The sequence below is a fragment of the Achromobacter sp. genome (assembly GCF_057314935.1).
The window spans coordinates 31,689-56,123 of record NZ_DBHKZA010000040.1 but is presented as its reverse complement, the minus strand read 5'-3'; the positions used below and the strand labels follow the sequence as shown (position 1 = coordinate 56,123).

Below are 24,435 nucleotides of genomic sequence, written 5' to 3'. Positions count from 1 at the left end.
CGCAGCGGGGTTTTTCATTGGGCGCTTTCTTTCGAAGGCGCCCTTGGGGTCGGGATCAGTGCTTGAGCACCGGATCGGTCGAGCCCGGCTCAGCCGGCTTGGCCACCAGAGGCTCCTTGACCGCTTCTTCCTCAGCCAGCGGCTCAGGCAGGCGCTCCAGGGCCAATTCCAGCACCTTGTCGATCCAGCGGACCGGCACGATCTCAAGATGGTTCTTGACGTTGTCCGGGATCTCCGCCAAATCCTTGACGTTTTCTTCCGGGATCAAGACCGTCTTGATGCCGCCACGGTGTGCAGCCAGCAGCTTTTCCTTCAGGCCGCCGATAGGCAGCACTTCACCGCGCAGCGTGATCTCGCCGGTCATGGCGACATCGGCGCGCACCGGGATGCGAGACAAGGCCGAAACCATGGCGGTCGTGATTGCGATACCCGCGGACGGACCGTCCTTGGGTGTCGCGCCTTCCGGCACGTGCACGTGCATGTCGTGCTTCTCGAAGACGCTGTCGGCAAAACCCAGACGGCGAGCACGCGAGCGCACCACCGTACGAGCCGCCTCGACCGACTCCTTCATCACATCGCCGAGCGAACCCGTGCGCTGGATGACGCCCTTGCCGGGCATGTCCGCGACTTCGATCGTCAGCAGGTCGCCGCCGACTTCCGTCCACGCCAGGCCGGTCACCTGACCGATCTGGTTTTCCTTTTCGGCCATGCCGAAGGTGTAGCGGCGCACGCCCAGGTAGTCGCTCAGGTTCTCGCCCGTGACATTCACCGGCTTGACCTCGAAGGTCTTGCCTTCGGCCTTGGCGCGATCGGTCTGGGTCAGCAATTGCTTGATGACCTTGCGGCAGATCTTGCCCACTTCGCGTTCAAGCGCACGCACGCCAGCTTCGCGGGTGTAGTAGCGCACGATGTCGCGCAGCGCGGAATCGTCCACCGTCAGCTCGCTGTCCTTCACGCCGTTGTTCTTCATCAGCTTGGGCAACAGATGGTCGCGGCCGATATGGATCTTTTCCTCTTCCGTGTAACCGGACAGGCGGATCACTTCCATACGGTCGAGCAACGCCGGCGGAATGTTCAGCGTGTTGCTGGTGGCCACGAACATGACGTCCGACAGGTCGAAGTCGACTTCGATGTAGTGGTCCTGGAACGTGTGATTCTGTTCCGGGTCCAGCACTTCGAGCAGCGCCGACGAGGGGTCGCCACGGAAATCCATGCCCAGCTTGTCGATTTCATCAAGCAGGAACAGCGGATTGCGCACGCCGACCTTCGACATGTTCTGGACGATCTTGCCCGGCATGGAGCCGATATACGTGCGGCGGTGGCCACGGATCTCGGCCTCGTCGCGAACGCCGCCCAAGGCCATGCGCACGAACTTGCGGTTCGTCGCCTTGGCGATGGACTGTCCAAGCGACGTCTTACCCACGCCCGGAGGACCAACCAGGCACAGGATCGGCGCCTTCACCTTGTCTACGCGCTGTTGCACGGCAAGATACTCAAGGATGCGTTCCTTGACCTTTTCCAGACCGTAGTGGTCGTTGTCCAGCACCGTCTCGGCATTGGCGATCGAGTTGTTGATCTTGCTCTTCTTCCTCCAGGGGAGGTTGATGAGCGTATCGATGTAGTTGCGCACCACGGTGGCTTCGGCCGACATGGGCGACATGAGCTTGAGCTTCTTGAGCTCGGCATCAGCCTTCTTGCGCGCCTCTTTGGGCATGTGGGCAGCGATGATCTTCTTTTCAAGCTCTTCGATGTCCGCGCCCTCTTCGCCTTCGCCCAACTCCTTCTGAATGGCCTTGACCTGCTCATTCAGGTAGTAGTCGCGCTGGCTCTTTTCCATCTGCTTCTTCACGCGGCCGCGAATCCGCTTCTCGACCTGGAGGATGTCGATTTCGGTTTCCAGCTGGGTAAGCAGACCTTCAAGGCGCTCGGACGTGCCGACGATCTCGAGCATCTTCTGTTTCTGCTCGAGCTTCAGCGGAAGATGCGCGGCGATCGTGTCGGCCAGGCGGCCGGCATCATCGATGCCAGCCAACGAGGTCAGGATCTCCGGGGGGATCTTCTTGTTGAGCTTTACGTACTGTTCGAACTGGGCAACGATCGCGCGGCGCAGCGCCTCGGTCTCGGAGCCTTGCATGGCGTCCGGCTCGATCGGCGTCACCTGGCAGGTGAAGTGCGAATCGGCGTCTTCGATGCTGTTGATGCGGGCACGCTGGGTACCTTCGACCAGCACCTTGACGGTGCCGTCGGGCAGCTTGAGCATCTGCAGGATGCCGGCTACGCAGCCGATCTCGTAGACGTCTTCGGGGGTGGGGTCATCTTTGCCGGCGGACTTTTGGGCCACGAGCATGATGCTTTTGCCCGCTTCCATCGCAACCTCGAGCGCGCGGATAGAGCGCGGACGGCCGACGAACAGCGGGATGACCATGTGCGGGAACACCACGACATCGCGAAGTGGGAGCAGGGGCAGGTCGATCGGGTCGGAAGGCAGGGTCTGGCTGGCAGACATAGGAGGTTCCTCGGTATGACTCGGCGTATCGGGGACAGGAGGCCCGGGTATACCCCGAGCTATCCACGTCAGTTACGTCTGTTATGGGAACAATAGCCGAAAATTCAAGATCCCGGCGGCCCGATAAACAAAAGGCAAAAAAAAATGCCCCTGCGGGCCGCCAGGAAGGAAAAAAACCCGTTACAGGAACGGGTTTTTTTGAAATATCAGGCTGCGGCGTCGCGGACTTCTCCGCGGTCCGGCTTTTCCGTTTCGCCGGCTTCGTCGGCGTAGATCAGCAGGGGTTTGCCTTCACCTTCAATGGCGTTCTCGTCCACCACGACGCGCTTGACGTTGCCTTGGGACGGCAACTCGTACATGGTGTCCAGCAGCGTCTGCTCGATGATCGAGCGCAGGCCGCGAGCGCCGGTCTTGCGCTTGAGCGCCTTGCGGGCAATGGCCTTCAAGGCGGCAGGCCGCAGGTCGAGCTCGGCGCCTTCCATCGCGAACAGCTTCTGGAATTGCTTGAGCAAGGCGTTCTTGGGCTCGGTCAGGATCTGCACCAGAGCGGCCTCGTCCAGTTCGTCCAGCGTGGCGACGACAGGCAGGCGGCCGACCAGTTCAGGAATCAGGCCGAACTTGATCAGATCTTCGGGTTCGACTTCCGAGAACAGCTCGCCCACGCCGCGTTCGGACTTGGCGCGCACGGACGCCGAGAAGCCGATGCCCGATTTCTCGGTGCGGTCGCGGATGACCTTTTCCAGCCCGTCGAAAGCGCCGCCGACGATGAACAGGATGTTCGTCGTGTCGACCTGGACAAAGTCCTGGTTGGGGTGCTTGCGGCCGCCCTGCGGGGGCACCGAGGCAACCGTGCCTTCGATCAGCTTCAGCAAAGCCTGCTGCACGCCCTCGCCCGACACGTCGCGGGTGATGGACGGGTTGTCGGACTTGCGGGAAATCTTGTCGATTTCGTCGATGTAGATAATGGCGCGCTGCGCCTTCTCGACTTCGTAGTTGCAGTTCTGCAGCAACTTCTGAATGATATTCTCGACGTCTTCGCCCACGTAGCCGGCTTCGGTCAGCGTGGTGGCGTCCGCCATGACGAACGGCACATTCAGCATGCGCGCCAGCGTCTGGGCCAGGAGCGTCTTGCCCGACCCGGTGGGGCCGATCAGCATGATGTTGCTCTTGGAGAGCTCGACTTCGTCACCCTTGATCTCGCCGTGACGAATGCGCTTGTAATGGTTGTAGACCGCCACGGCCAGCATGCGCTTGGGCGAGTTCTGCCCAATCACGTACTGATCCAGGAAAGTCTTGATTTCGGCCGGAGTAGGCAGTTCGGAACGAATCGCCGCGCGCGCGGTCGCTTGCGCTTCCTCGCGGATGATGTCGTTGCACAGGTCTATGCATTCATCGCAGATGAACACCGACGGACCCGCGATCAGCTTGCGGACTTCATGCTGGCTTTTATTGCAAAACGAGCAATGCAGCACTTTTGCGTCTGCCGATCCCTTTTTTTCAGGCATATTTGTTTCGTATCTCAGGTAAAGATGCGCCGGACCGGATAAAGGGTCCAGCGCATGCGCTTACTCAAACTTGATGGCAGCGGGTTCGGATCAACCGGGAAGTCAGCCTTCCGAGCGGGAGGTCATCACCTTGTCCACCAATCCATACGATACCGCATCTTCGGCGGACATGAAGTTGTCACGTTCCGTGTCCAGGCCGATACGCTCGATCGACTGGCCGGTGTTGTCGGCCAGGATCCGGTTCAGGCGTTCACGCAGGTCCAGGATCTCGCGAGCCTGGATCTGGATGTCGGACGCTTGGCCCTGGGCGCCGCCCGACGGCTGATGGATCATGATCCGCGAGTTGGGCAGCGTGAAACGCTTGCCCTTCTTGCCAGCCGCCAGGAGGAACGCGCCCATGCTGGCCGCCAGGCCGGTGCACAGGGTCGATACGTCCGGCTTGATGAACTGCATGGTGTCAAAAATGGCCATTCCCGCATACACCGACCCGCCGGGCGAGTTGATGTACAGGGAAATGTCCTTGTCAGGATTCTCCGATTCCAGGAACAGCAACTGCGCCACAACCAGATTGGCCGTTGCGTCATTGACCGGACCCACCAGGAAAATGAGCCGTTCGCGGAGCAGACGCGAATAGATGTCGTAGGCGCGCTCGCCGCGCCCCGACTGCTCGATAACCATGGGAATGTAGCCCAGGCCGGTGGGGGTCACCGAAGACCCGCCATTCATTGCCGCATAGAAATCGGTGAATCTCTGCATAGTGTTACGCCATCCCCATCAACTGATCGAAAGGCACCTTTTCTTCGGTGACCTTGGCCTTTTCCAGCACGTGCGCGACAACGTTGTCTTCCAGCACGATAGCCTCGATTTCAGCACGACGCTGGCGGTCAGCCAGGTAATAGCTGACAACCTGAGCGGGTTGTTCGTAGTTCTCGGCGAATTCTTCAATGCGCGCGCGAACTTGCTCGGGCTTGGCTTGCAGCTGAGCTTGCTTGACCAGTTCCGACACCAGCAGGCCCAGACGGACACGGCGTTCGGATTCGGTCGAGAAGGCTTCAGCCGGGATCGGCACGGACTCGGCGTTCGGGATGCCGCGCTGCTTGAGCTCTTCGCGGGCAGCGGCGACACGGCCTTGCACGTCGTTGTCGACCAGCGACTTCGGCACGTCGAACTTGCCGGCTTCGACCAGGGCGTCCATGACGCTGGACTTGGTGCGGCCAGCCGAACGGACCTTGACTTCACGCTCGATGTTGCTGCGGATGTCGGCCTTCAGCTTTTCGATGTCACCTTCGGCTTGGCCGAGCGACTTGGCGAATTCGCCGTTCAGTTCGGGCAGGACGCCTTCAGCCACTTCCTTGACGGTGATGGTGAATTCGGCGGTCTTGCCGGCGACTTCCACGCCTTGGTAGTCGTCAGGGAACTTCAGTTCGAAGACCTTGGTTTCGCCAGCCTTCAGGCCGCGGGCGGCTTCTTCGAATTCCGGCAGCATGCGGCCTTGGCCGAGCACGAACGGGAAGTCTTCGGCCTTGCCGCCTTCGAACGGCACGCCGTCGATGGTGCCGGCGAAGTCCAGCGTGACGCGGTCGCCGTCTTGCGAGGCGCGGTCGGCGCGGGCTTCGAACGTGGCGCGCTGCTTGCGCAGGACGTCCAGGGTCTGTTGGACTTCGGCGTCGGTGACGGCGGTGTCGAAACGGGTGACGGCCAGGGACGACAGGTCCGGCACGACGACTTCGGGGTAGACCTCGAACGTGGCGGTGAACGCCAGCGTGTCGTCGGTGACGCCTTCAGTCTTGGGTTCCAGGTTCGGGGCACCAGCGACGCGCAGCTTGGCGCCGTCGATGGCTTGTTCGAACGCACGGCCAACTTGGCTATTGATCACGTCGTAGCGGATGCCGGGGCCATGGCTGCGCTCGAGCATGGCGAGCGGAGCTTTACCCGGGCGGAAGCCGGGGACCTTGGCGGTGCGAGCCACGCGCTTCAATTGCGCCTGGACTTCCTTTTCGACGTCGGCCACCGAGACGGCCAGATCAACACGGCGCTCCAGGCCGGAGAGGGTTTCAACCACAGGCTGCATTAAAAGACCTATTTTCCGAGAGATGAGATTACGGGCGGATAAACGCGCCATTTTACCGGAAACTTCCGGGACCCTGACGCAAAGGGGCGCGAGCCCCGGATTTGCCCGGATGCTCGCGCCCCGTTTTCCGCCCGAAAAGGGAGGGAGAACGTCTTTTCGACGCCTTTATTTAGCCTTGGCGATGCGATCTTCGATGTGCTGAGCGCGCTTGGCCGAGGACGGGTGCGAGCTCATCATATCGCTCTTGCCGCCATCCAGCTCGGCCAGCTTCTGGAATGCCGTCACCAGACCACGGGTGTTGAGCTTCTTGGCCTGCAACTGGTCGAACGAATAGTCGTCCGCGGCGCTTTCCTGCGATTGCGAGAATTGCGCGTTGATGAACTTCTCGGTCAGATCGCCCAACTGCGAGGAATTCAGGGCTGCGACGGTGGCGCCACCCGCTGCGCCGGCAGCGTCGCGCGCGGCCGACACGGTGTAGGCCGTCTGCATGGCCTTCTTGCTGTGGCCGAGCGCCACGTGGCCGATCTCGTGGCCGACCACGCCCAGCACTTCGTCGTCGGTCATCATGTCCATCAGGCCGCTGTAGACGCGGATGCAGCCGTTGGCCATCGCCCAGGCGTTGACGTCCTTGGTGATGTAGACCTTGTAGTTGGCCTTCTGGCCATTGACCGTGCCGCCCAGCGACTTGGCGATCTTCTGCAGGCGCGCGTCGTACTTGCTGCCCGGGGCAGCGATTTTTTCCTGCGAGTCGCTTTGCGCGCAAGCCTTGTCGGACAAGGTCTTGATTTCGGCATCGCTCAGGGTGGCAGCTTGCACAACCTTGCTGCCAGCGCCCACCAGGCCGCCGATGTCGAGGGCATGCGACGCAGAGTAAGGGGCAAGCGCAACGGTCAACGCGGCAACGGTGTAGCGGATCTTCATGGGAACAAACTCCTCTTGACTGGCTCTATGCGAGTGAGGCGGCAATTCTATCCATGCCAAAAGCGCTCAAAGCGTTTCGCCACAGAGTTTCGCAAATGGCAGTTTCGCTTACATAAAAGCCCAGCAAACCGCGCGCAAGCGTGCTATTGGGCCGCTTTCCCCAACATGAACGCGCCACAAAAAACTCATGCCCGGCCCGTCCGGGCATTGATAGAATTGCCGCCGCACTTTTCATCGCCCACAACAAACGGCTCGCACCCAACATGCATAACACCCCCCCTCCCCGCCTAGGCCTGCTGCCCAGCCTGATCTTCAGTTCCCGCTGGCTGCAACTGCCCTTGTACCTGGGCCTGATCGTCGCGCAAGGCGTCTACGTCATGCTCTTCTTGAAAGAGCTTTGGCACCTGGTGACGCACGCCAGCAGTTTTGGCGAAATGGAGATCATGCTGCTGGTCCTGGGACTGATCGACGTGGTCATGATCTCGAACCTGCTGGTGATGGTGATCGTGGGCGGCTACGAGACCTTCGTGTCCCGCCTGCGCCTGCAGAACCATCCGGATCAGCCCGAATGGCTGAGCCACGTCAACGCCAGCGTCCTCAAGGTGAAGCTGGCGATGGCCATCATCGGCATTTCGTCGATCCACCTGCTGCGCACGTTCATCGAAGCCGGCACGATCGGCACGCCCAACGCGCGCTTCACCGAAGCCGGCGTCATGTGGCAGACGATCATCCACGCGCTGTTCATTTTGTCGGCGCTGGGGATTGCGCTGGTGGACAAGCTGTCGACGACCGCGCCGCAAAAGCACTAAAAATTCCGCAAAAAAAGCCCCCACGCTGCGCACGCGTTGCGTGCTTGCTGCCCCCAAAGGGGGCCGCTTTTTGCCTTGGGGCGGCCCGGCGGTAGAGAAAAGCCCCCACGCTGCGCACGCGTTGCGTGCTTGCTGCCCCCAAAGGGGGCCGCTTTTTGCCTTGGGGCGGCCCGGCGGCAAAAAAAAGCCCCCATGCGTTGCGCATGGGGGCTTTTTTATGGGCCGAACACCGGGGCCACCCCGGGGCGCTACCCGGAGGACATCAGGTCGCGACCTTGATGTTCTTGGCGCTCGGACCCTTGGGGCCGGTGCCGACCTCGAAGGTGACGCGCTGGTTTTCCTGAAGCGACTTATAGCCTTCGCTGCGGATTTCGGAGTAATGGGCGAAAAGGTCTTTGCTGCCGTCGTCGGGCATGATGAAGCCATAACCCTTTTCGGCGTTGAACCACTTAACGATGCCGGTTGCCATGGAGTGTCCTTGAACCTAGAAAGTGCGATTGCTCGCGGGGCGCCAGATCATCAAGGATGGGAGAGGAAGCAACCGCAGCACCACTGACGGCGACAAGTTAACGCAGACCGCGTCGCTTGAGAATCTCGCTGAACCCAGTGTATTGGTGAACCCCGAAAAACGTCAAATATGCGAATGGCCGAAGCGTTGATCGACTGCGCGCGTCACGCATGATTAACGCGCTGATCGCGGCCGGCGGGAACGCATTGCGACATCGAACATTTTCACCTTGGCATGAACGGATACATGCCGATACCCCCGGGAGCGCTGGTGTCGAGCGTTGTCGATTTGCCCCGGCGGGTACCCAGGACGGGCCTGTAGATTCGCTCGCCCTACCGGCCCAGCGATTTAGCCCGAAAAGCCGCCCGCATCCAGGAATTGCTGCTCGGCCTGGGTCGTCTGGCGGCCCAGCGCCGCATTGCGGTGCGGGAAGCGCCCGAAGCGCTTGATGATGTCCCGGTGCAGGACGGCCCAGCGCAGCGAATCCGCATCCAGCGGTTCCATCAGCGCGACGCTGCGGTTCTGCGTCACGAGGCTTTCGGCGTGTTCGAACGGCAGATAGAAAAATTGGCGCAGCTGCGGATCTACGGCCAGGTCGTGACCGGAAGCGATCGCGCGTTCGGCGAAATACTGGGCCAAGGGATCGGTGGCGAACATGTGCGCGGTGCCGCGGTAGGCATTGCGCGGGAATTGGTCCAGCAGGATCATCAGCGCCAAGGCACCGTCAGCGTCTTCCAGCCAGGCATCCAGCTCACGGGACGCGGCGGCCCAATGCGCGGCCTCGAACCGCTGGCGGAACTCGGCATCGAAGGCGTCGCTCTTGCTGAACCACTGCTGCGGCCCGGCATCCGTCCAGAACGCGACCACGTCTTGCGGTTGCACGGCAAGGGGCTTCGGGGAAGATGAGGTCATGGCGGCGATCCTGGAGGCATGGTGAGCCCGCATGGCGGGCGACGCCCCTGCAGACCGAACTTCAGAAGGATACCGCGCAAAAACAAAAAAAGCCCCCGAAGGGGCTTTTTTGAAAACTCAGACCTTTACAGGACCTGAATCTTCGTGGCTTGCGGGCCCTTGGGGCCATTGGCCGTCACAAAGCTGACGCGCTGGTTCTCTTCCAGAGACTTGAAGCCAGAACCCTGGATTTCGGAGAAGTGAGCGAACAGATCCTTACCACCCGCTTCCGGGGTGATGAAGCCATAGCCTTTTTCCGAATTGAACCACTTAACGACGCCGGTTTCCATACTGTATTTCCTAGAGATAATGGGCAAATGCCCGGAGGTCACGAATCAATCAAGGAGGGGACAGTAGAACAATAACGCTGAGCCGGAAAAGGCACGGCACTGAACGAAAATCGCAACGCTTGTGATCGTGTGCCGACACTATCGTTATGTTCCCCTCACAAGTCAACATAATCCTAAAAAATACGTGCCAATAATGCAACAAAGAGAAACTGCGTTGAAAATTTGCACGTTTTCATAGGCAAAACTTGTCCCTGCATAGGTGTAAACACCCATGCATTCATAAAAAAACAATCAAGGCTTATATAAATGCCGTCTAAACCCGTACACCCTTCATACGCCGTTCAGATAGGCACTTTGGTTTGCCGCCAGGCTTACTCGTCGATAGGTAAACCCAACAAATCGAGCGCCGCGCCAAAAGCATCGGAACCCGAGCAAAGGAAAACCGCCACGTCGCCGGGATTCATATTTTCCAGGACTTGGTCGATTTGTTCTTGCGCATTATCAACATTGTCGACATTTGAAGCGTGTATATCCGCCCCAGCTTCGACCTTTTCGATGGGAACGATGTCCGCGATCGCATTGAGATCGGTTACGCCCACCACGACATAGACGCTGATGGACTCGCCATCGATCGTCGTGAGCAGCTCGACGCCGCCCGTCACGTCGGCAAGGTGCCGACTTACTATTTCCATGTTCAATCTTCCTTGATCAGCGGGCGGAGCCCGCTTGGGCGCACGCACCGTGCAGGTGCAATCTCACGCCCAGGCGCGACTATAACAGCCTTATGCTAATGCTTCTTGACATTCGGACCCAGGGACTGCCTGGCGGCGCCAGACGTGGCTGCGACGCTACGGCAGCGCACCCCGGCTTCGGCCAGGACGCGGATCAACGGCTTCTGGGCGGCCAGGAAGGCGCCCTTGTCGTCGCCGGCCAGCTTGCAGATGAACATCTGGGCCAGCAGCTGGGTGCGGCGCGCCTTGCGGTTGCCCGCTTCTTCGGCCAGCCATTCGCCGATCCAGGTGGCGACGGCTTCAGCGTCGCCCTGCTGCTTGACGTGCCCCAGCAAGTCGTAGACCGTCACGCCGACGATGCGGTCGTCTTCGCCACGCGAAAGAAATAGCTTGGCAGCCTGGCCCGAGTAGCCGGGGATCAGCGCGAGGCAATCGCGTTCAGCGGGTTTCTTCATAGCGTTCTGTGTGTTTTGTTGTCGAGAACCCTGGACTGTAACCCGGCCTTGCGCCCTGTCGCATCGGCGCCACGGAACTCTGCTATTGTCGGCTTACCCATTTTCTACACGGTGAACATCATGCAACGCGATTTCGATCTGGTCGTCACGATTCTGGGCGCCCTGCGCGACGCGCCTGGCCCCAACCTGAGCACGCACGACATCAAGAACGCCGCCCTGGCCCCGCACCCCGAAGAGCAAGGCCTGCAGACCATTGCGCATCACCTGGACCTGCTGTCGGACGCCGGCCTGGTCAAGCAAGTCAGCGAGACGGCCGCCAGCGCCGCCGCGACGCGCTGGCGCATCACGTGGAAGGGCTACGATGCCCTGGAGCAGGACGAGGACGACGAAGAAGACGCCGAAGACTTCGACGCCGAAGAATAAGGCAGAGGCCTGGCGCTCAGCGGCGCTGCAGGATGCGCCGCGTGAGCAGCGATGCGGCGGCGCCGATCACCAGGCTGAACATGAAGGCGGCGATCGACAGCATCGCCGACAGGTCGCTGAAGCCGCCATGGCGCGACAGCAGGAACACTGCCACGAAGACCGTGGCGGCCAGCGCGACCACCCCGATCAGCACGTGTTTGACCGAGCGCAGGCGGCCACAGAGCGAGCCGCCGATCAGCGCGGCCGCCACCATCGCGGCCATGGACCAGAACAAATATTCGTACTGCATGCGAACGTTCTCCCCCGAAGGCATTGAGGCGCCCGCATTATAGGCGTGGGATCACCCCTGGGCGGCGACCGCCACGACGCTGATCTCGACCAGCGCGCCGTAGTGCAGTTCGCGCGTAGGCACGATGGCCCGCGCCGGGCGGTGGTCACCGAAAACACGTTCGTACACCCGGTTCACCTCATCCCACAGCGCGATATCCGGGATATACACCGTGACGCTGGCGACCGTGACCAGCGAGGCCCCAGCGGCCGCCAGGATCGCCTTCACGCTGCGCAGGGCCTCTTCGGTCTGGGCGGAGGCCCCATCCGCCAATTGCGGCTTGGCGCCTGGCTGCGCGGGCGCCCGGAAGCCCAGTTGCCCGGAGACGAAGACAAGGCCGTTGGCCCGCACGGCCTGCGAGTAATGCCCGGCGGGCGGCGTGGCATCGGAGGTATTGATCAATTCCATCGTGGATTCCTGTTGAAAGGGGTCGGGCGCGGCGGGCTTACCAGCCGCGGAAGCGTTCCCATCGGGCCACGACGCCAGGCTCGCCCGGGCGAACCACCTGGTAGGCCTCGTGCTGGGCGCAGGTGGCGCATGCGTGGTTGGGGACAATGCGCAGCTTCGTCCCCAGGGGCAGATCGGGCAGGCGGGCGCTGCTTCCCGCACGCAGCATGATGATGCCCTGCTCCTGGTTGGTTTCGGCCAGCAGCAGGTCGGGATAGACCTTGCCGTCCACGTCGCACACCAGGCCATACAACTGGTCCACCGGTTGTTTGGCCGTGCCGCGGTCGCGCGACATGGCCATCCAGCCCGCGTCGACGAGGATCCAGCCCTTGTCGGCCTGGTGGCCGATGACGGTCGTCAGCACGGTGGCGGCGATGTCGTCGACCGAGCACACGCCCAGCCCCGCCATCACCAGGTCGAAAAACACGTAGACGCCGGCGCGCACTTCCGTCACGCCATCCAGGTGGCGGGCGAAGTGCGCGGTGGGCGTGGAGCCGACGCTGACCACCGGGCAAGGCAGCCCGGCCTGGCGGATGGCCTCGGCGCAGCTGACGGCGGCCCAGCGCTCTTGTTCGGCCATGTCGGCGATCGCCTCGACGCTGCGGCAGCCGTAGGACTCGCCGGCATGCGTCATGACGCCGCGCAGGCAGCCCGCGGCATGCAGCGTGCGGGCGATGGACAGCAGGTGCCCGTGATTGCCGGGCTGCACGCCGGCGCGGTGGCCGTCGCAATCGATCTCGATCAGCGTGGGCACGGGACGGCCCTCGGCCAGGGCGCGGTCTGCGACCGCCTGGGCCGCTTCGATGCTGTCGACCACCACGGTCAGGTCCACGCCCTTGCCGCGCAAGGCCAGCACGCGGTCCAGCTTGGAGGGCGACACGCCGACGGCGTAGAGCAGATCGGTGACGCCGGCCGCGGCGAATTGTTCGGCTTCCTGCAGCGTGGAAACGGCGGCCGGCCCCTGAGGGCTGGCCATCACGCGGCGCGCGACGTCAATCGATTTCGGCGTCTTCAGATGCGGCCGCAATTGCACTCCATGCCCGGCCATCAGCGCGTTCAGGCGCTGGATATTGCGCGTCATGCGGGTTTCGTCCAGCAGCAGGCAAGGAGTGTCCAGGGTATCCAGGGGGGTGGGCAGACTGGGGATAGTCATCGGGCGGGTCTCGGCAGATCGGGTCGGGAGGACGCCAGGCGAAGCAGGAGTCCGGTTGGATGAAGTATGGCGCGGAGCGCGTCACAGGTGTTTAATACAAGCTTAATTTTTAATTAATCCCAATCTGAATGATCACCACCGACGACCTGCGGTTTTTCATGACCTTGGCGGCCACCCCGTCCCTTGCGCAGGCGGCGCGCGCGCTGGACGTGACGCCTCCCGCCGTCACGCAGCGGCTGCATGCCCTGGAAAAGCGCCTGGGTGTCCGGCTGGTCAACCGGTCGGGGCGCGGCACGGCGCTGACCGACGAAGGGCGGCTGCTGGCGTTGCGGGCCGGGCAGATCTGCGGCGAACTGGGCGAGCTGGCCGATGAACTGGCGGGGCGGCGCGGCGTGGTGGCTGGCCATCTGCGCGTGGTGGCGCCGTTGGGCTTCGGCCAGCGCTACGTGGCCGGCCTCGTGGCCGGCTTCCGGAACAGCAGCGACAACATCACCGCGAGCCTGACGCTATCGGACGGGCCGCCGCGGCTGGCGACCGACAACTGGGATGTGATGGTGCATATCGGCGAGCTGCGCGACTCCACGCTGGTGGCCTACCCGCTGGCGCCCAACCGCCGCATCCTGTGCGCGTCGCCCGCCTATCTGGCGCGCCGCGGCGCGCCCGCCAAACCCGAAGACCTGCGCGACCATGACTGCATCGCCCTGCGCGAGAACGACGAGGACGTGACGCTGTGGCGCTTCAAGCGCGGACGCGGGCCGGCTGTCGGGGTGCGCATCGCGCCCGTGCTGTCGAGCAACACCGGCGCGGCCGCCGTGGAGTGGGCGCTGGCCGGGCATGGCATCGTCGCGCGGTCGGAATGGGATGTGGCCGAACACGTCAAGACGCGATCGCTGGTGCCCCTGCTGGCCGGGTGGAACCTGCCTGACGCCAATGTGGTGGCGCTGGTGAAATCGCGCCAGGACCTGTCGGCGCGGACCGCCGGCTTCCTGGCGCATCTGCGCGCGGCGTTCACCGCCACGCCCTGGCGCGAAAAAAGCTAGGGCGCGCCTAGTCCAGCATCGCTTCGGCTTCGATCTCGACCAGCCATTCGGGCAGGGAGAGCCCGCTGACGATGACCCAGGACGACGGCGGCGGGTCCACGGGAAAGCGGTCGCGCAGCGCTTGGGCGATCACTTCCTGGTCTTCGCGCACCGTCTCGCAGATGTAGATGCGCAGCATGATCACCTGCGCCATGGTGCCGCCCGCCGCCGCCAGCACGCGCTGGATATTGTCCAGTGCGGCCTCGGTCTGCTCTTGCAGGCCAGGACCGATCGTCCGTTCGTTGATGTCGACGCCGACCTGGCCTGACAGCAGCATCCGGCGCTGCCCCGTCACGATGACGGCCTGGCTGAAACCGTACTGGACGGTGTTGAATACGGTGTCGGGATTGATGACGGTTCGGGTCATGAGGTGCTCCTGTGGGCGGCGCGCCCCGCAGCGCGCCGAAACCGCCATTCTATCGAGACGCCCGCGTCAGGAAGCGGCCTGTCCTGCCGTGCCGGCGCGCGCGCCCGGCAAGGCCACCAGCAGCACGATCGCGCCGGCGGCGACCGCCGTCCAGAATCCCGCCCGCACGCCGTAGTGGTCGACCACCCACCCCGCCATCGCGGCGCCGGCCGCGACCCCGGCGCCCAACCCCGTCACCAGCCACGTCAGCCCTTCGGTCAGGCGCTGTCCGGGGACGCTGCTTTCGACCAGCGCCATGGCGATGATCATGGTGGGCGCAAACGACAGCCCGGCCAGCAGCACGCCCAGCGACAGCGTGATGAGGTCGTTCACCAGCAGCAACGGCAAGGTCGTGAAGGCCGTGACCGCCGCGGCGATGGACAGCATCCGCGCAAGCGGCATCTGGAATTTCAGCACGCCGAAGATCAGCCCCGCCACGCAGGAACCCAAAGCATAGGCCGACAGGATCAGGCTGGCGCCCGCCGGCACCCCTTGCGCCCGGGCGAACGCGACGCTAAGCACGTCGATCGTGCCGACGATCACGCCCATGGCCGACATCATCGCCACCAGCGATTGCATGGGGGGCATGCGCAGGACGGAGGCCTCGCGCCCTGCTTGCCTGACCTGAACGGCGGGCGCGGTAGCCCGCTGCAGGACGAACGCCGTCACGCCCACCGCCAGCAGCAAGGCCGCAGCCAGCGGGGCGGCCTGGGGAAACAACGCCACGCTCAGTCCCACTGAAATGGGAGGCCCCACGATGAAGCTGAGCTCATCCGCCACGGATTCCAGCGCATAGGCGGTGCGCAGCTGCGGCTGGTCGCGGTAGATCTCCGTCCATCGGGCGCGGATCATCGCGGGCATGCTGGGCAAGGCGCCCGCCAGCACGGCAAACACGAACAGCGTCCAATCCGGCGCGTTCCATTGCACGCACGCGGCCAGGCCGATCAATGCCAGCACGCAAATGCCGGCCGCCACCGGCAGCACCCGCCCCTGCCCATGCCGATCCACCAGGCGTGAGATGCGCGGGGCAAGCAAGGCGGTGGCCAACGCGAACGTGGCGGCGACGCCCCCCGCCAACGCATAGGCCCCGCGCACTTCCGACAACATCGTGATGATGCCGATGCCGATCATCGGCAAGGGCAGGCGCGCGATTGCGCCCGCCAACACAAAACCGGTGGCGCCAGGCGCCTTGAACAACTCACGATACGGATTGGACACCGATGACCTTTAGAACCTGATAGACGGCGAGATCGTATTCACATACAGTGCGTATGTCAATTAACATACGCGCCGTATGTCACTGGAGAATTGCATGTCGCGTTCCCGCGCCGAGATGATCGAGGCCACCCGGACCAAATTGCTGGCGACCGCCCGCCACGCCTTTCAGCACGCGGGCTACGCCGCCACGTCCATGGACGACCTGACTGCATCCGCAGGGCTGACGCGAGGGGCTTTGTATCACCATTTCGGTGACAAACAAGGCTTGCTCGTCGCCGTGGTCGAACAAATCGACGGCGAAATGGATCAACGCCTCAACGCGGTGTCGGCGCAGGCCACCGCCCCCTGGGACGCCTTGCGCGGACGTTGCCGCGCCTACCTGCGGATGGCGACCGAGCCCGACATTCGCCGGATCGTGCTGCAGGACGCGCGCGCGGTGCTGGGCCCGGCTTCCGACGCCGCGCAGCAGCAGTGCATCGCGTCGCTGGCCGGGCTGCTGCACGGCCTGATGACGGCGCACATCATCGAGGACGCCGATCCGCACGCGCTTGCGCGGCTGGTCAATGGCAGCCTGACCGACGCCGCGTTCTGGATCGCCGATGCGCCGGAGGACGCGCCGCGGCTCGAGCAGGCCTTGCATGCGCTGGACCTGCTGCTGCGCGGATTGCGACGGCGCTAAGCCCCTACCTTCGGCAGGCCTTCGATTGTGCATCGGCCGTGATCCACGTATTATCAAAGCATATTCTTGTTTAAATAATTCTGGAGACCGCTGTGGCCGTCAGCACAACCCCTGAATCCAGCGCTTCCTGGGCCGACCTGCTGCACGGCGCCAATGCCTTGCGCTCGATCGCGCTGGCAGGCGGCGTGGCGCTGCACGCCATCAATGTCTATATCGTCACCACCATCCTGCCCAGCGTCATCCAGGAGATCGGCGGGCTGGAGTATTACGCCTGGAACACGACGCTGTTCGTCGTGACCTCCATCATCGGATCGGCGCTGTCAGCCAAATTGATCGAAACGCTGGGCCCGCGCGCGGCGTACCTGGCGGCCGTTGCCATATTTACCGCCGGCGCCGTCGCCTGTGCGCTGGCGCCCACCATGCCGGTGTTGCTCGCCGGACGCAGCATCCAGGGCCTGGGCGGCGGCATACTCTTCGCGCTGAGCTATGCGCTGATCCGGCTGGTGTTCGATGCGCCCCTCTGGTCGCGCGCCATGGCGCTGGTGTCGGGCATGTGGGGCGTGGCGACTTTGTGCGGTCCGGCGATCGGCGGCATCTTCGCCCAGACCGGACATTGGCGGCTGGCATTCTGGGCCTTGCTGCCTGTGGCCGCCGCCCTGGCCTTGATCGTGACGTTCAAGGTCGGCGGCCGGTCATCCGTGCCTCCTGCCCCACCCTCGCCCTTGCCGCTGGGCACGCTCGCGCTGCTGGTGGCCTCCGTGCTGGCCATCACGCTTGCCAGCCTGTCGACGAATCTGGCCGGGAACCTGGCGGGCATCGCCGGCGGACTGGCCATCGCCACCCTGATCGCCAGGGTGGATTCTCGCGCCGACAGGCGCTTGCTGCCCACCGGCGCGTATTCGATACGCACGCCGCTGGGCGCGCTATATGCCGTGATGTGCCTGGTGGTAGCCGCCATCACGACCGAGATCTTCGTGCCCTACTTCCTGCAGGTCATCCATCGCCTTTCGCCGCTGGCTGCGGGCTACATGACGGCCGCAATGGCCGCGGGCTGGACGCTTGCCGCGATGCCCAGCGCCACCCGCACAGGGGCCGCCGCCGATCGCCTGGTGCGCCTGAGCCCGGCCGTGATCCTGGCTTCGCTGATCGGCCTGGCCATCATGACGCCGCAAACGGCGGTGCTGTCGTCGTTGGCGGGCCTGGCCGCCTACATCGTCGCGCTGGCAGGCGTGGGTTTCGGCATCGGACTGGCGTGGCCACACTTGCTGACCCGGATCTTCAATGCCGCGCCCAAGGGAGAGGAAACGCTGACGTCGTCCTCGATCACCACCGTGCAGCTCTATGCATCGGCGGTGACGGCTGCGCTGGCGGGGGTGGTTACCAATAGCGCGGGACTGGTCGACCCGGGTGGCGTAGAAGGCGCGCAACAGGCGGCGCGATGGCTGTTCGCCGCTTTCGCCGCCGCGCCCGCGCTGGCCTTGCTGCTACTTGCACGAGTCACGCGAGCAACGGCCGGCAGGCATTGAGCCCGCAAGGTATCGACGAATCTTGGACCATCGTGGCTGAAATCCACCAAACGCGGTATGGAAGGGCAAGCGGGTCTTTGCTACGCTGACGACACCTGAACAAGGTGACGTCCATGAGCAACAAGATCCGACTGCTTTGCGTTCAACCTTCCTCGCTTTCCGCGCGTTTCGCCTTCATGGCGATTGCCTTGCGATGGTCGATGGGGGCCACGCCCCGGCCCACGCGCCTGATGATCGGGCCGCACGAACTGGAGCCGGTCGGCACGGAATCGGCATTCTGGCAGTTTGCGCTGCGTCACGCGCTGCTGGGCCAGTCATTTCTGGTGACGCGCGGCATCCACTGGGATGTGGCGGCCTCGGTAGATGGCGACGAAGTGCGGGCATTCGGCCGCAAATTCGCCCTTAGCCAATGCTTGTACTGACCGGCGCCTAGACGCCGAATTCGCGCTTGCGGTGGAAAGCGGCCAGTTCCTCGGCCGTCCAGCGTTGGCGCGCCTCTTCCTGGCAGCAGGTGCGAAAGACGAGTGCTCCGACTTCAAGGAATCGCGTGACGTCGGCATCCGATAGTTTCGCCTGCACCTGCAACAGGCAATCCGCATAGGCCGAGAGTATGCCGTCCCAGCCGTCGACCTTGCCCGGCGCAACGGGCTGCGAGATCATGCGCACCATCATTTCACTATGGTCCATGCGATAGTCCCCCCTTTGATACCGCGCCAGCGCCCCTCTTCCAGCAACTGGTCGCACGGCACGAGCAGCAAGTGCCGTACCCGCCTCATGCCGCGCGCCAGCCCGCCTGCCGGGCACGGGCCGTCGCTGGCGCAGCGGTAAGAGCCTGCACTGCGATGAAGAAACTACCGGCCGGCGGGCACGTCCGGCGCCCTTCCCCGGAGCAACGCGTCGGGATGCGTCTGGAGGTAATCCGACAGCTCCCGCAGCGATCGGGCTGCCCTGCCCAGTTCGCGCAACGCAACGTCCGCGTTTTGGGGCAACCCGGCATCCGGCGCCAGCAACCCGCCCACGGCTGCCAGAGACCGGTTGGCCTGCCGCAGCAAGGCCTGCGCCTCCGGCGCCAGCTTCGTATCCAGCCGCCTGACCAGGCTGGAGGCTGCGCGCAACGCCCCACCCAACTCGGTCCCGATCGCCTCGAACGGCACGCGGTCAAGCTTGGTGAGGATGCTGTTGACCTGCTGCTGCAGCTGATCCAGATTGTTGGGCACGGTAGGGATGAAGGGTTCCTCCTCCATCTTGAACGTGACCGGCTTCGCATTCGGAAACTCGACCATCGCCACATACAGCTGGCCGGTCAGCAGGTTGCCGATGCGCAACTGCGCACGCGTTCCTCGCTCGATCATCGCCGCCAGAAGTCTGCCGCTGGGATGCTGCAGATCGCTGCCGGCGTATTCCTTGATCTGGCCGACCATTTTTCCCCCCAGCCGTTCCGGATAGAGCGTGGCGGAGACCACCGCGTAGAACTGCTGGGTGACTCGGTCGAAATCCAGGTTGATCGCGTCCACCTTGCCGACCGTCACGCCGTAGGCGTCGATAGGCGCGCCGACCACCAGGCCGCGCACGGACTGGTCGAACCGCATCCGGATGCGCAGCGCAACGCCATCGGGCTGCGCCCGGGCCGCCTCTTCATTGGGATAGATGACAAACGACGCCTCAGCCGCTGCCACCTGATGGCTACGCTGTTCGTGCGTATCGAACGCCACGCCCCCCACGATCACCGACAACAGCGATTGCGACCGCATCTGCAAACCTCGGGCATCCACGCTGAAGTCCACGCCGCTGGCATTCCAGAAACGCGTGCCGTCATTGACGTAGGCATCGTTGGGAGCATCGACGAACACCTGCACGTCCACGCCGTCTCCCCCCTTGGATAGCCGGTATCCCACCACCTGGCCTACGGCGATTCGGCGATAGTAGACGGGCGACCCGATGTCCAGCGACCCGAGGTCTTGCGCGTGCAGCGTAAAGCGCTTGCCCGCCCGGTCCTGCGCCACCTCGGGCGGCACTTCCAAGCCGGTGAATTCATACCTGCTCTTTGGATGGGCGCCGTCCTTGCTGCCGACCGGATCCAGGCCGATATACGAACCTGACAGCAACGTGCCCAGGCCGGACACGCCGCTTAGCGTCAGGCGGGGCCGGACCACCCAGAACACGGTGCCGTCCTGCAGCAAGCCGTTGGCATCCTTATCGACGCGGATGGTCACGTCCACGCCGGAGCGCTCCCGGTTCAAGGCGACACGCTCGACGAGGCCGACGGTGACCTCCTTGTACCGCACCTGGGTCTTGCCGGCCTCCAGCCCTTCGGCGGTCTGGAAGTGAATGACGGCCGTGGGCCCCGCGTTCAGCCAGACCTGCAACACCAGCAGCAATCCGCCCACCGCCGCGACGAGGGGCACGAGCCAGATCCAGGAAACCCGCCGCCGCTTGCGCGGCAGGGGCGAGGGCGTTTCACCAGCGGCAGAACCAGACTCAGCCATAGAGGGCAACCCCTTTGTGTGCACGGCCGGACGCGAGGGCGGATTCCTGCGCTAGCGTCGCGCCGCAGGCCACCCGGCGCAAGTGGGGGGATTCCCGGTGACCCGTCTTCCTCCCTGCCTGCAAGCCCGTGCATTAGCGGGTAGCATGGCCGTCCCATTTGGAGGAAGTCAACGTGAATATCACCATCCGCCCCGCCACCCCTTCGGATGCGGCCCAGATCTACGCTTTCATCACCGAACTGGCCGTCTACGAACGCGCCGCACACGAGGTGATCGCCAGCGCCGACGACGTCGCCCGCACCCTGTTCGCCCCCCAGGCGCCCGCCAAGGCCCTGATGTGCCTCGCGGACGGCAAGGCGATCGGCTACGCCGTCTATTTCTACAGCTATTCGACCTGGCTGGGCAAGAACGGTATCTATCTGGAAGATTTGTACATCACGCCCGAGCACCGCGGCATCGGGGCCGGACGCGACCTGCTGCGCCACCTGGCGCAGGAAGCCGTCGCCGGCGGCTGCGGCCGGCTGGAATGGAGCGTGCTGGACTGGAACAAGCCGGCAATCGATTTTTACCGGTCCATCGGCGCGCTGCCGATGGATGAATGGGTGCGCTACCGCCTGACCGACGAGGCGCTGCGCGGCTTTGCCGAAGGCCGCCGCTCGGCCGCCTAGAATTCGGGCAGATCGAACAGCGTATGCAGCGTGGAGCTGGGGACCGGCACGGATGCCAGATGTTCGCGCCCGTCGTCGTCCACCAGCACCCGCACCGCGCGCAACGCCACGCTGGTGCCCTCTACGCTGAAGGCGGTTTCAACATCTCCGCCGTCCTTGATGACTTCGATGACTTCCGACGCCGCCGCCGTCACGGGTTCGGTGACCCAGCCGGGCACGCCGCGCTCGGCCTGGCCCCAGCGTACGTAGGCGATATGCCCGCTGACGGGTTCTTTTCGAACGGCGACGATCACATGCAAAGCCATCCAGGCCTCCCTAAAGTGTGGCCTGGATCGTATAACAAGTTGACGTAGGCAGGATGACAGCCCGCGTCACGGTTCGATGTCGATAGGGGCAAAGGACTTCACCAGGTCGTCCAGCTGCTTGAGCTGGGTGAGGAACGGTTCCAGCTTGTCCAGCGGCAAGGCGCTGGGGCCGTCGCACTTGGCGTTCTTGGGATCGGGGTGGGCTTCCAGGAACAGGCCCGCCAGGCCGACCGCCATGCCGGCGCGCGCCAACTCGGCCACCTGCTCGCGGCGGCCACCGGAAGCCGCGTCCAGCGCCGAACGCTGCTGCAATGCATGCGTCACGTCGAAGATCAACGGGCGGTTGCCCGTCACTTTCTTCATCACGCCGAAACCCAGCATGTCGACGACCAGATTGTCGTAACCGAAGCTGGTGCCGCGGTCGCACAGGATCAGCTTGTCGTTGCCGGCTTCCGTGAACTTCTCGACGATGTTCAGCATCTGGGTCGGGCTCAGGAACTGGGGCTTCTTGATGTTGACCACGCGCTGCGTTTTTGCCAGCGCCACCACCAGATCCGTCTGCCGCGCCAGGAAAGCGGGCAATTGCAGGATATCGACCACTTCGGCCACCGGCGCGGCCTGCCAGGGTTCATGCACATCGGTAATGACCGGCACGCCGAATTCTTTCTTGACCGCTTCGAAGATCTTCATGCCCTCTTCCAGCCCCGGGCCACGGTAGGAATGGATGGACGAGCGGTTGGCCTTGTCGAACGACGCCTTGAACACGTAAGGAATGCCCAGCTTGCGGGTCACGCGCTGGTATTCCTCGCAGGCGCGCAACGCCAGATCCAGCGATTCCAGCACATTGATGCCGCCGAACAGCACGAAAGGGCGATCGTTGGCGCAGGGGATCGACGGGGAGATAACGACTTCTGGGGCGGTCATGATGAGGGAATCCTGTAGTGATAAGGCAGGTGACAGTGCGTAATGTACAACCTGCCCCGCCCGCTTTTCACCTTCCGGCCCGGATTCTCCCAGGACTTAGCGGCTGGCGAGCATGCGGCGCAGCACGCCGTCGCGCAGCACGTAATGGTGAAACAGGGCCGCCAGCGCGTGCAGCAGCGCCAGGATGATGATCGTCCAGGCCACCGTGTCGTGCAGCCCGCCGATGAACCGGCGCTGCTCGTGGTCGATGGCGATGAGCGTGGGCACGTTGAACAAGCCGAAAAAGGCGAATGGCTCGCCCTGGGCCCAGCGGAACAGGAACCCCAGCGCGATCTGCACGGCCATCAACAGGTACAGCAGCCCGTGTACGCCCGTACTAGCCACCCGCAACCAGCCGCTCGAGGCGGGCGGCAGGCGCCTGCCTCGACAGAGGCGCCAGATGACGCGCAACACGAAGACCGCCGCGAACGCCAGGCCGAATGAAATATGCAGCGATTGCAGCAAGCGACGCGTGGGCGTTCCGCGCGGCAGGAAGCTCCAGGTCTCGGCCAGCGCGAACAGGCCAACGACCAGAAACGCCGTGAGCCAATGGAACACGATCGTGCCGCGGTCGTAGTGCGCCGAAACCGGATGGGAGGCGGGTAAAGGGGACGTCGTCATCAGCAGCGCTCTTGGGCAGACAATAGCCCGCAAGCGTAGGGACATCCGACTTACGGCGTCCTGAGCGCGCGGCTTTATCGCTGGACGCGCTGCGGTTCACTGGCCACAATGATCCGTTGCGGACCGGTCGTCGCGCCGTCCGGCACTTGAAACAAGGGTGGGCTCATGGGTTTTTTCGATTCTCTTTTCCGGCGCAAGCCCTCGCCGGACCAGTTCGCCAAGCTGTTCGTCGCCGCGGCGCGGCGCGAAGGTTTCGCGAATGCGCTGACCTACAAGTCGGATGAATTCCGGCTGCTGCTGGGCGAAGGCTCGTACTTCAACCTGCACAATGCCTACCATGCGTACTGCAACACCCGCGGAGCGGACCAGAAACGCGCCTTGCAGGGTTTCGTGTCGGCGCTGTCCAGCAGCACGCAGGGCACGCCGCAACAGGCCTCCGTCGCCAGACCGATGCTCAGGGCCGTGATCCGCGGCCGCAGCGCGCTGGAAGACGTGCGCCTGCACCACGTCCGTACAGAAGGCAACGACTCGGCCTTCCACCCCGCGTTCCGGCCCTTTGGCGACGATTGCGTCGTCCTGCTGGCACTGGACCACCCGGACGCCATCTCCACGCTGACCAACGGCCCGGAAGCCGCATGGGGATTGACGTTCGAGCAGGCGCTGGCGATCGCCATCGACAATCTGCGCGACGCTCCCGACCATTTTTCCGAATTGGCGCCCGGCGTCTACCGCGGCGGCTGGGCGGACGGCTATGACATCAGCCGCGCCCTGCTGCCCGACATGCTCGAGCGCGTTCCGGTGCGCGGCCGCCCCGTGTTCATGATGCCCACGCGCGATGTGCTGCTTGTCACCGGAGACAACGACGACGACGGACTGGTCGCCATGGTGGAATTCTGCCTTCAGGCGTTGCAGCACGGGCGGGTAGTCAGCGCGCACATGTACCACTATGAAGACCGCGAACCCTTGCGCTACGAGCCTGCCAGCCCCGCGCTGGCGCACCGCCTGGCGCACCTGGCCCGCCTGCTGGACAAGTCGGAATACGACGCCCAGAAAGAGGCGCTGGACCATATCCACGAAGAACAGGGCATGGACATCTTCGTCGCCCACTACAACCTCTTCACGCAAGAGGATGACCCCGCCACCTCGTTCTCGCTGGCGTCATGGACACGGGGCGTAGACACGTCGCTGCCCAAGGTCGATCGCCTGGCGCTCGTCCGCCCGGACGCCGACGACGAGATTGGCGAAGTCCGGGTCGTATCCTGGGAGCAGGCGGTGCGCGTGCTGGAACCCCTGTTGGCGCGCGAAGTCGGTTACCCCATCAGGTACCGCACGCAAGGATTTCCCGCCGACGCGCTTTTGGCGCAGTTGAACGAGGTGACTTAGGTT

The 24,435-nt window shown here is 63.8% G+C and carries 28 protein-coding genes; 8 read left to right on the top strand and 20 right to left on the bottom strand.

The window, feature by feature from the left end; translation table 11 throughout:
- Positions 1-55: 55 nt before the first annotated feature.
- From lon to loiP, 5 genes are all read right to left on the bottom strand, one after another.
- Positions 56-2,506 carry an endopeptidase La gene (lon, locus tag ACO6D5_RS16470; RefSeq protein WP_006225305.1) on the bottom strand — a complete coding sequence of 817 codons (2,451 nt, stop codon included), beginning with the start codon at positions 2,504-2,506 and terminating at the stop codon, positions 56-58.
- Positions 2,507-2,712: 206 nt separating this feature from the next.
- Positions 2,713-4,011 carry an ATP-dependent Clp protease ATP-binding subunit ClpX gene (gene clpX, locus ACO6D5_RS16465; RefSeq protein ID WP_006225306.1) on the bottom strand — a complete coding sequence of 433 codons (1,299 nt, stop codon included), beginning with the start codon at positions 4,009-4,011 and terminating at the stop codon, positions 2,713-2,715.
- 102 nt (positions 4,012-4,113) lie between these two features.
- A complete protein-coding gene (gene clpP / locus ACO6D5_RS16460) occupies positions 4,114-4,767 on the bottom strand; it encodes an ATP-dependent Clp endopeptidase proteolytic subunit ClpP (protein WP_105557678.1) in 654 nt (217 codons plus the stop codon).
- 4 nt (positions 4,768-4,771) lie between these two features.
- Entirely contained in the window at positions 4,772-6,082 is a 1,311-nt protein-coding gene (tig, locus tag ACO6D5_RS16455) for a trigger factor (RefSeq protein WP_485825954.1), read from the bottom strand.
- A gap of 165 nt (positions 6,083-6,247) precedes the next feature.
- The gene (loiP, locus tag ACO6D5_RS16450) at positions 6,248-7,003 is read right to left on the bottom strand and encodes a metalloprotease LoiP (RefSeq protein WP_006225309.1); all 756 of its coding nucleotides are present in this window, start codon (positions 7,001-7,003) and stop codon (positions 6,248-6,250) included.
- A 263-nt stretch (positions 7,004-7,266) separates the two neighbouring features.
- Between loiP and ACO6D5_RS16445 the strand changes: the two genes are divergently transcribed.
- The gene (locus ACO6D5_RS16445) at positions 7,267-7,812 is read left to right on the top strand and encodes a TIGR00645 family protein (protein ID WP_315845622.1); all 546 of its coding nucleotides are present in this window, start codon (positions 7,267-7,269) and stop codon (positions 7,810-7,812) included.
- A gap of 262 nt (positions 7,813-8,074) precedes the next feature.
- Here ACO6D5_RS16445 and ACO6D5_RS16440 read toward each other — a convergent pair whose 3' ends face one another.
- The 5 genes from ACO6D5_RS16440 to ACO6D5_RS16420 form a co-directional block, all read right to left on the bottom strand.
- A complete protein-coding gene (locus ACO6D5_RS16440; RefSeq protein ID WP_006220187.1) occupies positions 8,075-8,281 on the bottom strand; it encodes a cold-shock protein in 207 nt (68 codons plus the stop codon).
- 387 nt (positions 8,282-8,668) lie between these two features.
- A complete protein-coding gene (locus ACO6D5_RS16435; RefSeq protein ID WP_315845621.1) occupies positions 8,669-9,232 on the bottom strand; it encodes a DUF924 family protein in 564 nt (187 codons plus the stop codon).
- A 125-nt stretch (positions 9,233-9,357) separates the two neighbouring features.
- On the bottom strand, positions 9,358-9,561 hold the full coding sequence (locus tag ACO6D5_RS16430; protein WP_006220190.1) for a cold-shock protein: 204 nt from the start codon (positions 9,559-9,561) through the stop codon (positions 9,358-9,360).
- 371 nt (positions 9,562-9,932) lie between these two features.
- Complete coding sequence (locus tag ACO6D5_RS16425; RefSeq protein WP_006225315.1) at positions 9,933-10,253, bottom strand: hypothetical protein; 321 nt, start codon at positions 10,251-10,253, stop codon at positions 9,933-9,935.
- 95 nt (positions 10,254-10,348) lie between these two features.
- Positions 10,349-10,747, bottom strand: coding sequence for a hypothetical protein (locus ACO6D5_RS16420; protein WP_315845620.1), 399 nt, complete (start codon positions 10,745-10,747; stop codon positions 10,349-10,351).
- A gap of 120 nt (positions 10,748-10,867) precedes the next feature.
- Between ACO6D5_RS16420 and ACO6D5_RS16415 the strand changes: the two genes are divergently transcribed.
- Complete coding sequence (locus tag ACO6D5_RS16415; protein WP_006225318.1) at positions 10,868-11,170, top strand: DUF2513 domain-containing protein; 303 nt, start codon at positions 10,868-10,870, stop codon at positions 11,168-11,170.
- A 16-nt stretch (positions 11,171-11,186) separates the two neighbouring features.
- On the opposite strand, the gene ACO6D5_RS16410 is transcribed toward ACO6D5_RS16415, so the two are convergent.
- From ACO6D5_RS16410 to ACO6D5_RS16400, 3 genes are read right to left on the bottom strand one after another with little or no spacing between them, the layout of a single operon-like run.
- Positions 11,187-11,459, bottom strand: a complete 273-nt coding sequence (locus ACO6D5_RS16410) for a hypothetical protein (RefSeq protein ID WP_315845619.1) — start codon at positions 11,457-11,459, stop codon at positions 11,187-11,189.
- Positions 11,460-11,510: 51 nt separating this feature from the next.
- A complete protein-coding gene (locus ACO6D5_RS16405; protein WP_485825953.1) occupies positions 11,511-11,906 on the bottom strand; it encodes a RidA family protein in 396 nt (131 codons plus the stop codon).
- A 37-nt stretch (positions 11,907-11,943) separates the two neighbouring features.
- Positions 11,944-13,098 carry a DSD1 family PLP-dependent enzyme gene (locus tag ACO6D5_RS16400; protein ID WP_485825952.1) on the bottom strand — a complete coding sequence of 385 codons (1,155 nt, stop codon included), beginning with the start codon at positions 13,096-13,098 and terminating at the stop codon, positions 11,944-11,946.
- 128 nt (positions 13,099-13,226) lie between these two features.
- Here ACO6D5_RS16400 and ACO6D5_RS16395 point away from each other — a divergent pair, with 128 nt between their 5' ends.
- Positions 13,227-14,138 (top strand): LysR substrate-binding domain-containing protein, encoded by a 912-nt coding sequence (locus ACO6D5_RS16395; protein WP_315845616.1) that lies wholly within the window; start codon positions 13,227-13,229, stop codon positions 14,136-14,138.
- 7 nt (positions 14,139-14,145) lie between these two features.
- Here ACO6D5_RS16395 and ACO6D5_RS16390 read toward each other — a convergent pair whose 3' ends face one another.
- Positions 14,146-14,544, bottom strand: a complete 399-nt coding sequence (locus ACO6D5_RS16390) for a RidA family protein (protein ID WP_485825951.1) — start codon at positions 14,542-14,544, stop codon at positions 14,146-14,148.
- Between the two features lie 66 nt (positions 14,545-14,610).
- On the bottom strand, positions 14,611-15,801 hold the full coding sequence (locus ACO6D5_RS16385; RefSeq protein WP_485825950.1) for an MFS transporter: 1,191 nt from the start codon (positions 15,799-15,801) through the stop codon (positions 14,611-14,613).
- Positions 15,802-15,895: 94 nt separating this feature from the next.
- Between ACO6D5_RS16385 and ACO6D5_RS16380 the strand changes: the two genes are divergently transcribed.
- The 3 genes from ACO6D5_RS16380 to ACO6D5_RS16370 all read left to right on the top strand — a co-directional run bounded on the left by ACO6D5_RS16380 (position 15,896) and on the right by ACO6D5_RS16370 (position 18,428).
- A complete protein-coding gene (locus ACO6D5_RS16380) occupies positions 15,896-16,480 on the top strand; it encodes a TetR/AcrR family transcriptional regulator (RefSeq protein ID WP_315845613.1) in 585 nt (194 codons plus the stop codon).
- Positions 16,481-16,572: 92 nt separating this feature from the next.
- Positions 16,573-18,006, top strand: coding sequence for an MFS transporter (locus tag ACO6D5_RS16375; protein ID WP_485825949.1), 1,434 nt, complete (start codon positions 16,573-16,575; stop codon positions 18,004-18,006).
- Between the two features lie 113 nt (positions 18,007-18,119).
- Positions 18,120-18,428 (top strand): hypothetical protein, encoded by a 309-nt coding sequence (locus ACO6D5_RS16370; RefSeq protein ID WP_315845611.1) that lies wholly within the window; start codon positions 18,120-18,122, stop codon positions 18,426-18,428.
- A gap of 7 nt (positions 18,429-18,435) precedes the next feature.
- Here ACO6D5_RS16370 and ACO6D5_RS16365 read toward each other — a convergent pair whose 3' ends face one another.
- Both ACO6D5_RS16365 and ACO6D5_RS16360 read right to left on the bottom strand, forming a co-directional pair.
- Positions 18,436-18,693, bottom strand: a complete 258-nt coding sequence (locus ACO6D5_RS16365) for a hypothetical protein (protein WP_035213355.1) — start codon at positions 18,691-18,693, stop codon at positions 18,436-18,438.
- Positions 18,694-18,857: 164 nt separating this feature from the next.
- Positions 18,858-20,492, bottom strand: coding sequence for a PqiB family protein (locus tag ACO6D5_RS16360; protein ID WP_485825948.1), 1,635 nt, complete (start codon positions 20,490-20,492; stop codon positions 18,858-18,860).
- A gap of 173 nt (positions 20,493-20,665) precedes the next feature.
- Between ACO6D5_RS16360 and ACO6D5_RS16355 the strand changes: the two genes are divergently transcribed.
- A complete protein-coding gene (locus tag ACO6D5_RS16355) occupies positions 20,666-21,160 on the top strand; it encodes a GNAT family N-acetyltransferase (RefSeq protein ID WP_485825947.1) in 495 nt (164 codons plus the stop codon).
- Here the strand turns inward: ACO6D5_RS16355 and ACO6D5_RS16350 are convergent.
- The 3 genes from ACO6D5_RS16350 to ACO6D5_RS16340 all read right to left on the bottom strand — a co-directional run bounded on the left by ACO6D5_RS16350 (position 21,157) and on the right by ACO6D5_RS16340 (position 23,049).
- Positions 21,157-21,465: a carbohydrate isomerase gene (locus ACO6D5_RS16350; protein WP_315845608.1), complete on the bottom strand. Its 309-nt coding sequence runs from the start codon at positions 21,463-21,465 to the stop codon at positions 21,157-21,159. The genes ACO6D5_RS16355 and ACO6D5_RS16350 overlap by 4 nt on opposite strands.
- A 66-nt stretch (positions 21,466-21,531) precedes the next feature.
- Positions 21,532-22,389, bottom strand: coding sequence for a 3-deoxy-8-phosphooctulonate synthase (gene kdsA / locus ACO6D5_RS16345; protein ID WP_006225332.1), 858 nt, complete (start codon positions 22,387-22,389; stop codon positions 21,532-21,534).
- A 96-nt stretch (positions 22,390-22,485) separates the two neighbouring features.
- The gene (locus tag ACO6D5_RS16340; protein WP_485825946.1) at positions 22,486-23,049 is read right to left on the bottom strand and encodes a cytochrome b; all 564 of its coding nucleotides are present in this window, start codon (positions 23,047-23,049) and stop codon (positions 22,486-22,488) included.
- Between the two features lie 165 nt (positions 23,050-23,214).
- Here ACO6D5_RS16340 and ACO6D5_RS16335 point away from each other — a divergent pair, with 165 nt between their 5' ends.
- Entirely contained in the window at positions 23,215-24,432 is a 1,218-nt protein-coding gene (locus ACO6D5_RS16335) for a DUF1444 domain-containing protein (RefSeq protein ID WP_485825945.1), read from the top strand.
- Positions 24,433-24,435 lie beyond the last annotated feature (3 nt).

Excerpts from the sequence above, each read along its gene's own strand:
- kdsA (WP_006225332.1), bottom strand. The coding sequence starts at position 22,389 with ATGACCGCCCCAGAAGTCGTTATCTCCCCGTCGATCCCCTGCGCCAAC.
- lon (WP_006225305.1), bottom strand. The coding sequence starts at position 2,506 with ATGTCTGCCAGCCAGACCCTGCCTTCCGACCCGATCGACCTGCCCCTG.
- ACO6D5_RS16420 (WP_315845620.1), bottom strand. The coding sequence starts at position 10,747 with ATGAAGAAACCCGCTGAACGCGATTGCCTCGCGCTGATCCCCGGCTAC.
- ACO6D5_RS16415 (WP_006225318.1), top strand. The coding sequence starts at position 10,868 with ATGCAACGCGATTTCGATCTGGTCGTCACGATTCTGGGCGCCCTGCGC.
- ACO6D5_RS16445 (WP_315845622.1), top strand. The coding sequence starts at position 7,267 with ATGCATAACACCCCCCCTCCCCGCCTAGGCCTGCTGCCCAGCCTGATC.
- ACO6D5_RS16340 (WP_485825946.1), bottom strand. The coding sequence starts at position 23,049 with ATGACGACGTCCCCTTTACCCGCCTCCCATCCGGTTTCGGCGCACTAC.
- tig (WP_485825954.1), bottom strand. The coding sequence starts at position 6,082 with ATGCAGCCTGTGGTTGAAACCCTCTCCGGCCTGGAGCGCCGTGTTGAT.
- ACO6D5_RS16440 (WP_006220187.1), bottom strand. The coding sequence starts at position 8,281 with ATGGCAACCGGCATCGTTAAGTGGTTCAACGCCGAAAAGGGTTATGGC.
- ACO6D5_RS16390 (WP_485825951.1), bottom strand. The coding sequence starts at position 14,544 with ATGACCCGAACCGTCATCAATCCCGACACCGTATTCAACACCGTCCAG.
- clpX (WP_006225306.1), bottom strand. The coding sequence starts at position 4,011 with ATGCCTGAAAAAAAGGGATCGGCAGACGCAAAAGTGCTGCATTGCTCG.
- loiP (WP_006225309.1), bottom strand. The coding sequence starts at position 7,003 with ATGAAGATCCGCTACACCGTTGCCGCGTTGACCGTTGCGCTTGCCCCT.
- ACO6D5_RS16405 (WP_485825953.1), bottom strand. The coding sequence starts at position 11,906 with ATGGAATTGATCAATACCTCCGATGCCACGCCGCCCGCCGGGCATTAC.
- ACO6D5_RS16370 (WP_315845611.1), top strand. The coding sequence starts at position 18,120 with ATGAGCAACAAGATCCGACTGCTTTGCGTTCAACCTTCCTCGCTTTCC.
- ACO6D5_RS16400 (WP_485825952.1), bottom strand. The coding sequence starts at position 13,098 with ATGACTATCCCCAGTCTGCCCACCCCCCTGGATACCCTGGACACTCCT.
- ACO6D5_RS16380 (WP_315845613.1), top strand. The coding sequence starts at position 15,896 with ATGTCGCGTTCCCGCGCCGAGATGATCGAGGCCACCCGGACCAAATTG.
- ACO6D5_RS16410 (WP_315845619.1), bottom strand. The coding sequence starts at position 11,459 with ATGCAGTACGAATATTTGTTCTGGTCCATGGCCGCGATGGTGGCGGCC.
- ACO6D5_RS16395 (WP_315845616.1), top strand. The coding sequence starts at position 13,227 with ATGATCACCACCGACGACCTGCGGTTTTTCATGACCTTGGCGGCCACC.
- clpP (WP_105557678.1), bottom strand. The coding sequence starts at position 4,767 with ATGCAGAGATTCACCGATTTCTATGCGGCAATGAATGGCGGGTCTTCG.
- ACO6D5_RS16360 (WP_485825948.1), bottom strand. The coding sequence starts at position 20,492 with ATGGCTGAGTCTGGTTCTGCCGCTGGTGAAACGCCCTCGCCCCTGCCG.
- ACO6D5_RS16365 (WP_035213355.1), bottom strand. The coding sequence starts at position 18,693 with ATGGACCATAGTGAAATGATGGTGCGCATGATCTCGCAGCCCGTTGCG.
- ACO6D5_RS16350 (WP_315845608.1), bottom strand. The coding sequence starts at position 21,465 with ATGGCTTTGCATGTGATCGTCGCCGTTCGAAAAGAACCCGTCAGCGGG.
- ACO6D5_RS16435 (WP_315845621.1), bottom strand. The coding sequence starts at position 9,232 with ATGACCTCATCTTCCCCGAAGCCCCTTGCCGTGCAACCGCAAGACGTG.
- ACO6D5_RS16425 (WP_006225315.1), bottom strand. The coding sequence starts at position 10,253 with ATGGAAATAGTAAGTCGGCACCTTGCCGACGTGACGGGCGGCGTCGAG.
- ACO6D5_RS16335 (WP_485825945.1), top strand. The coding sequence starts at position 23,215 with ATGGGTTTTTTCGATTCTCTTTTCCGGCGCAAGCCCTCGCCGGACCAG.
- ACO6D5_RS16430 (WP_006220190.1), bottom strand. The coding sequence starts at position 9,561 with ATGGAAACCGGCGTCGTTAAGTGGTTCAATTCGGAAAAAGGCTATGGC.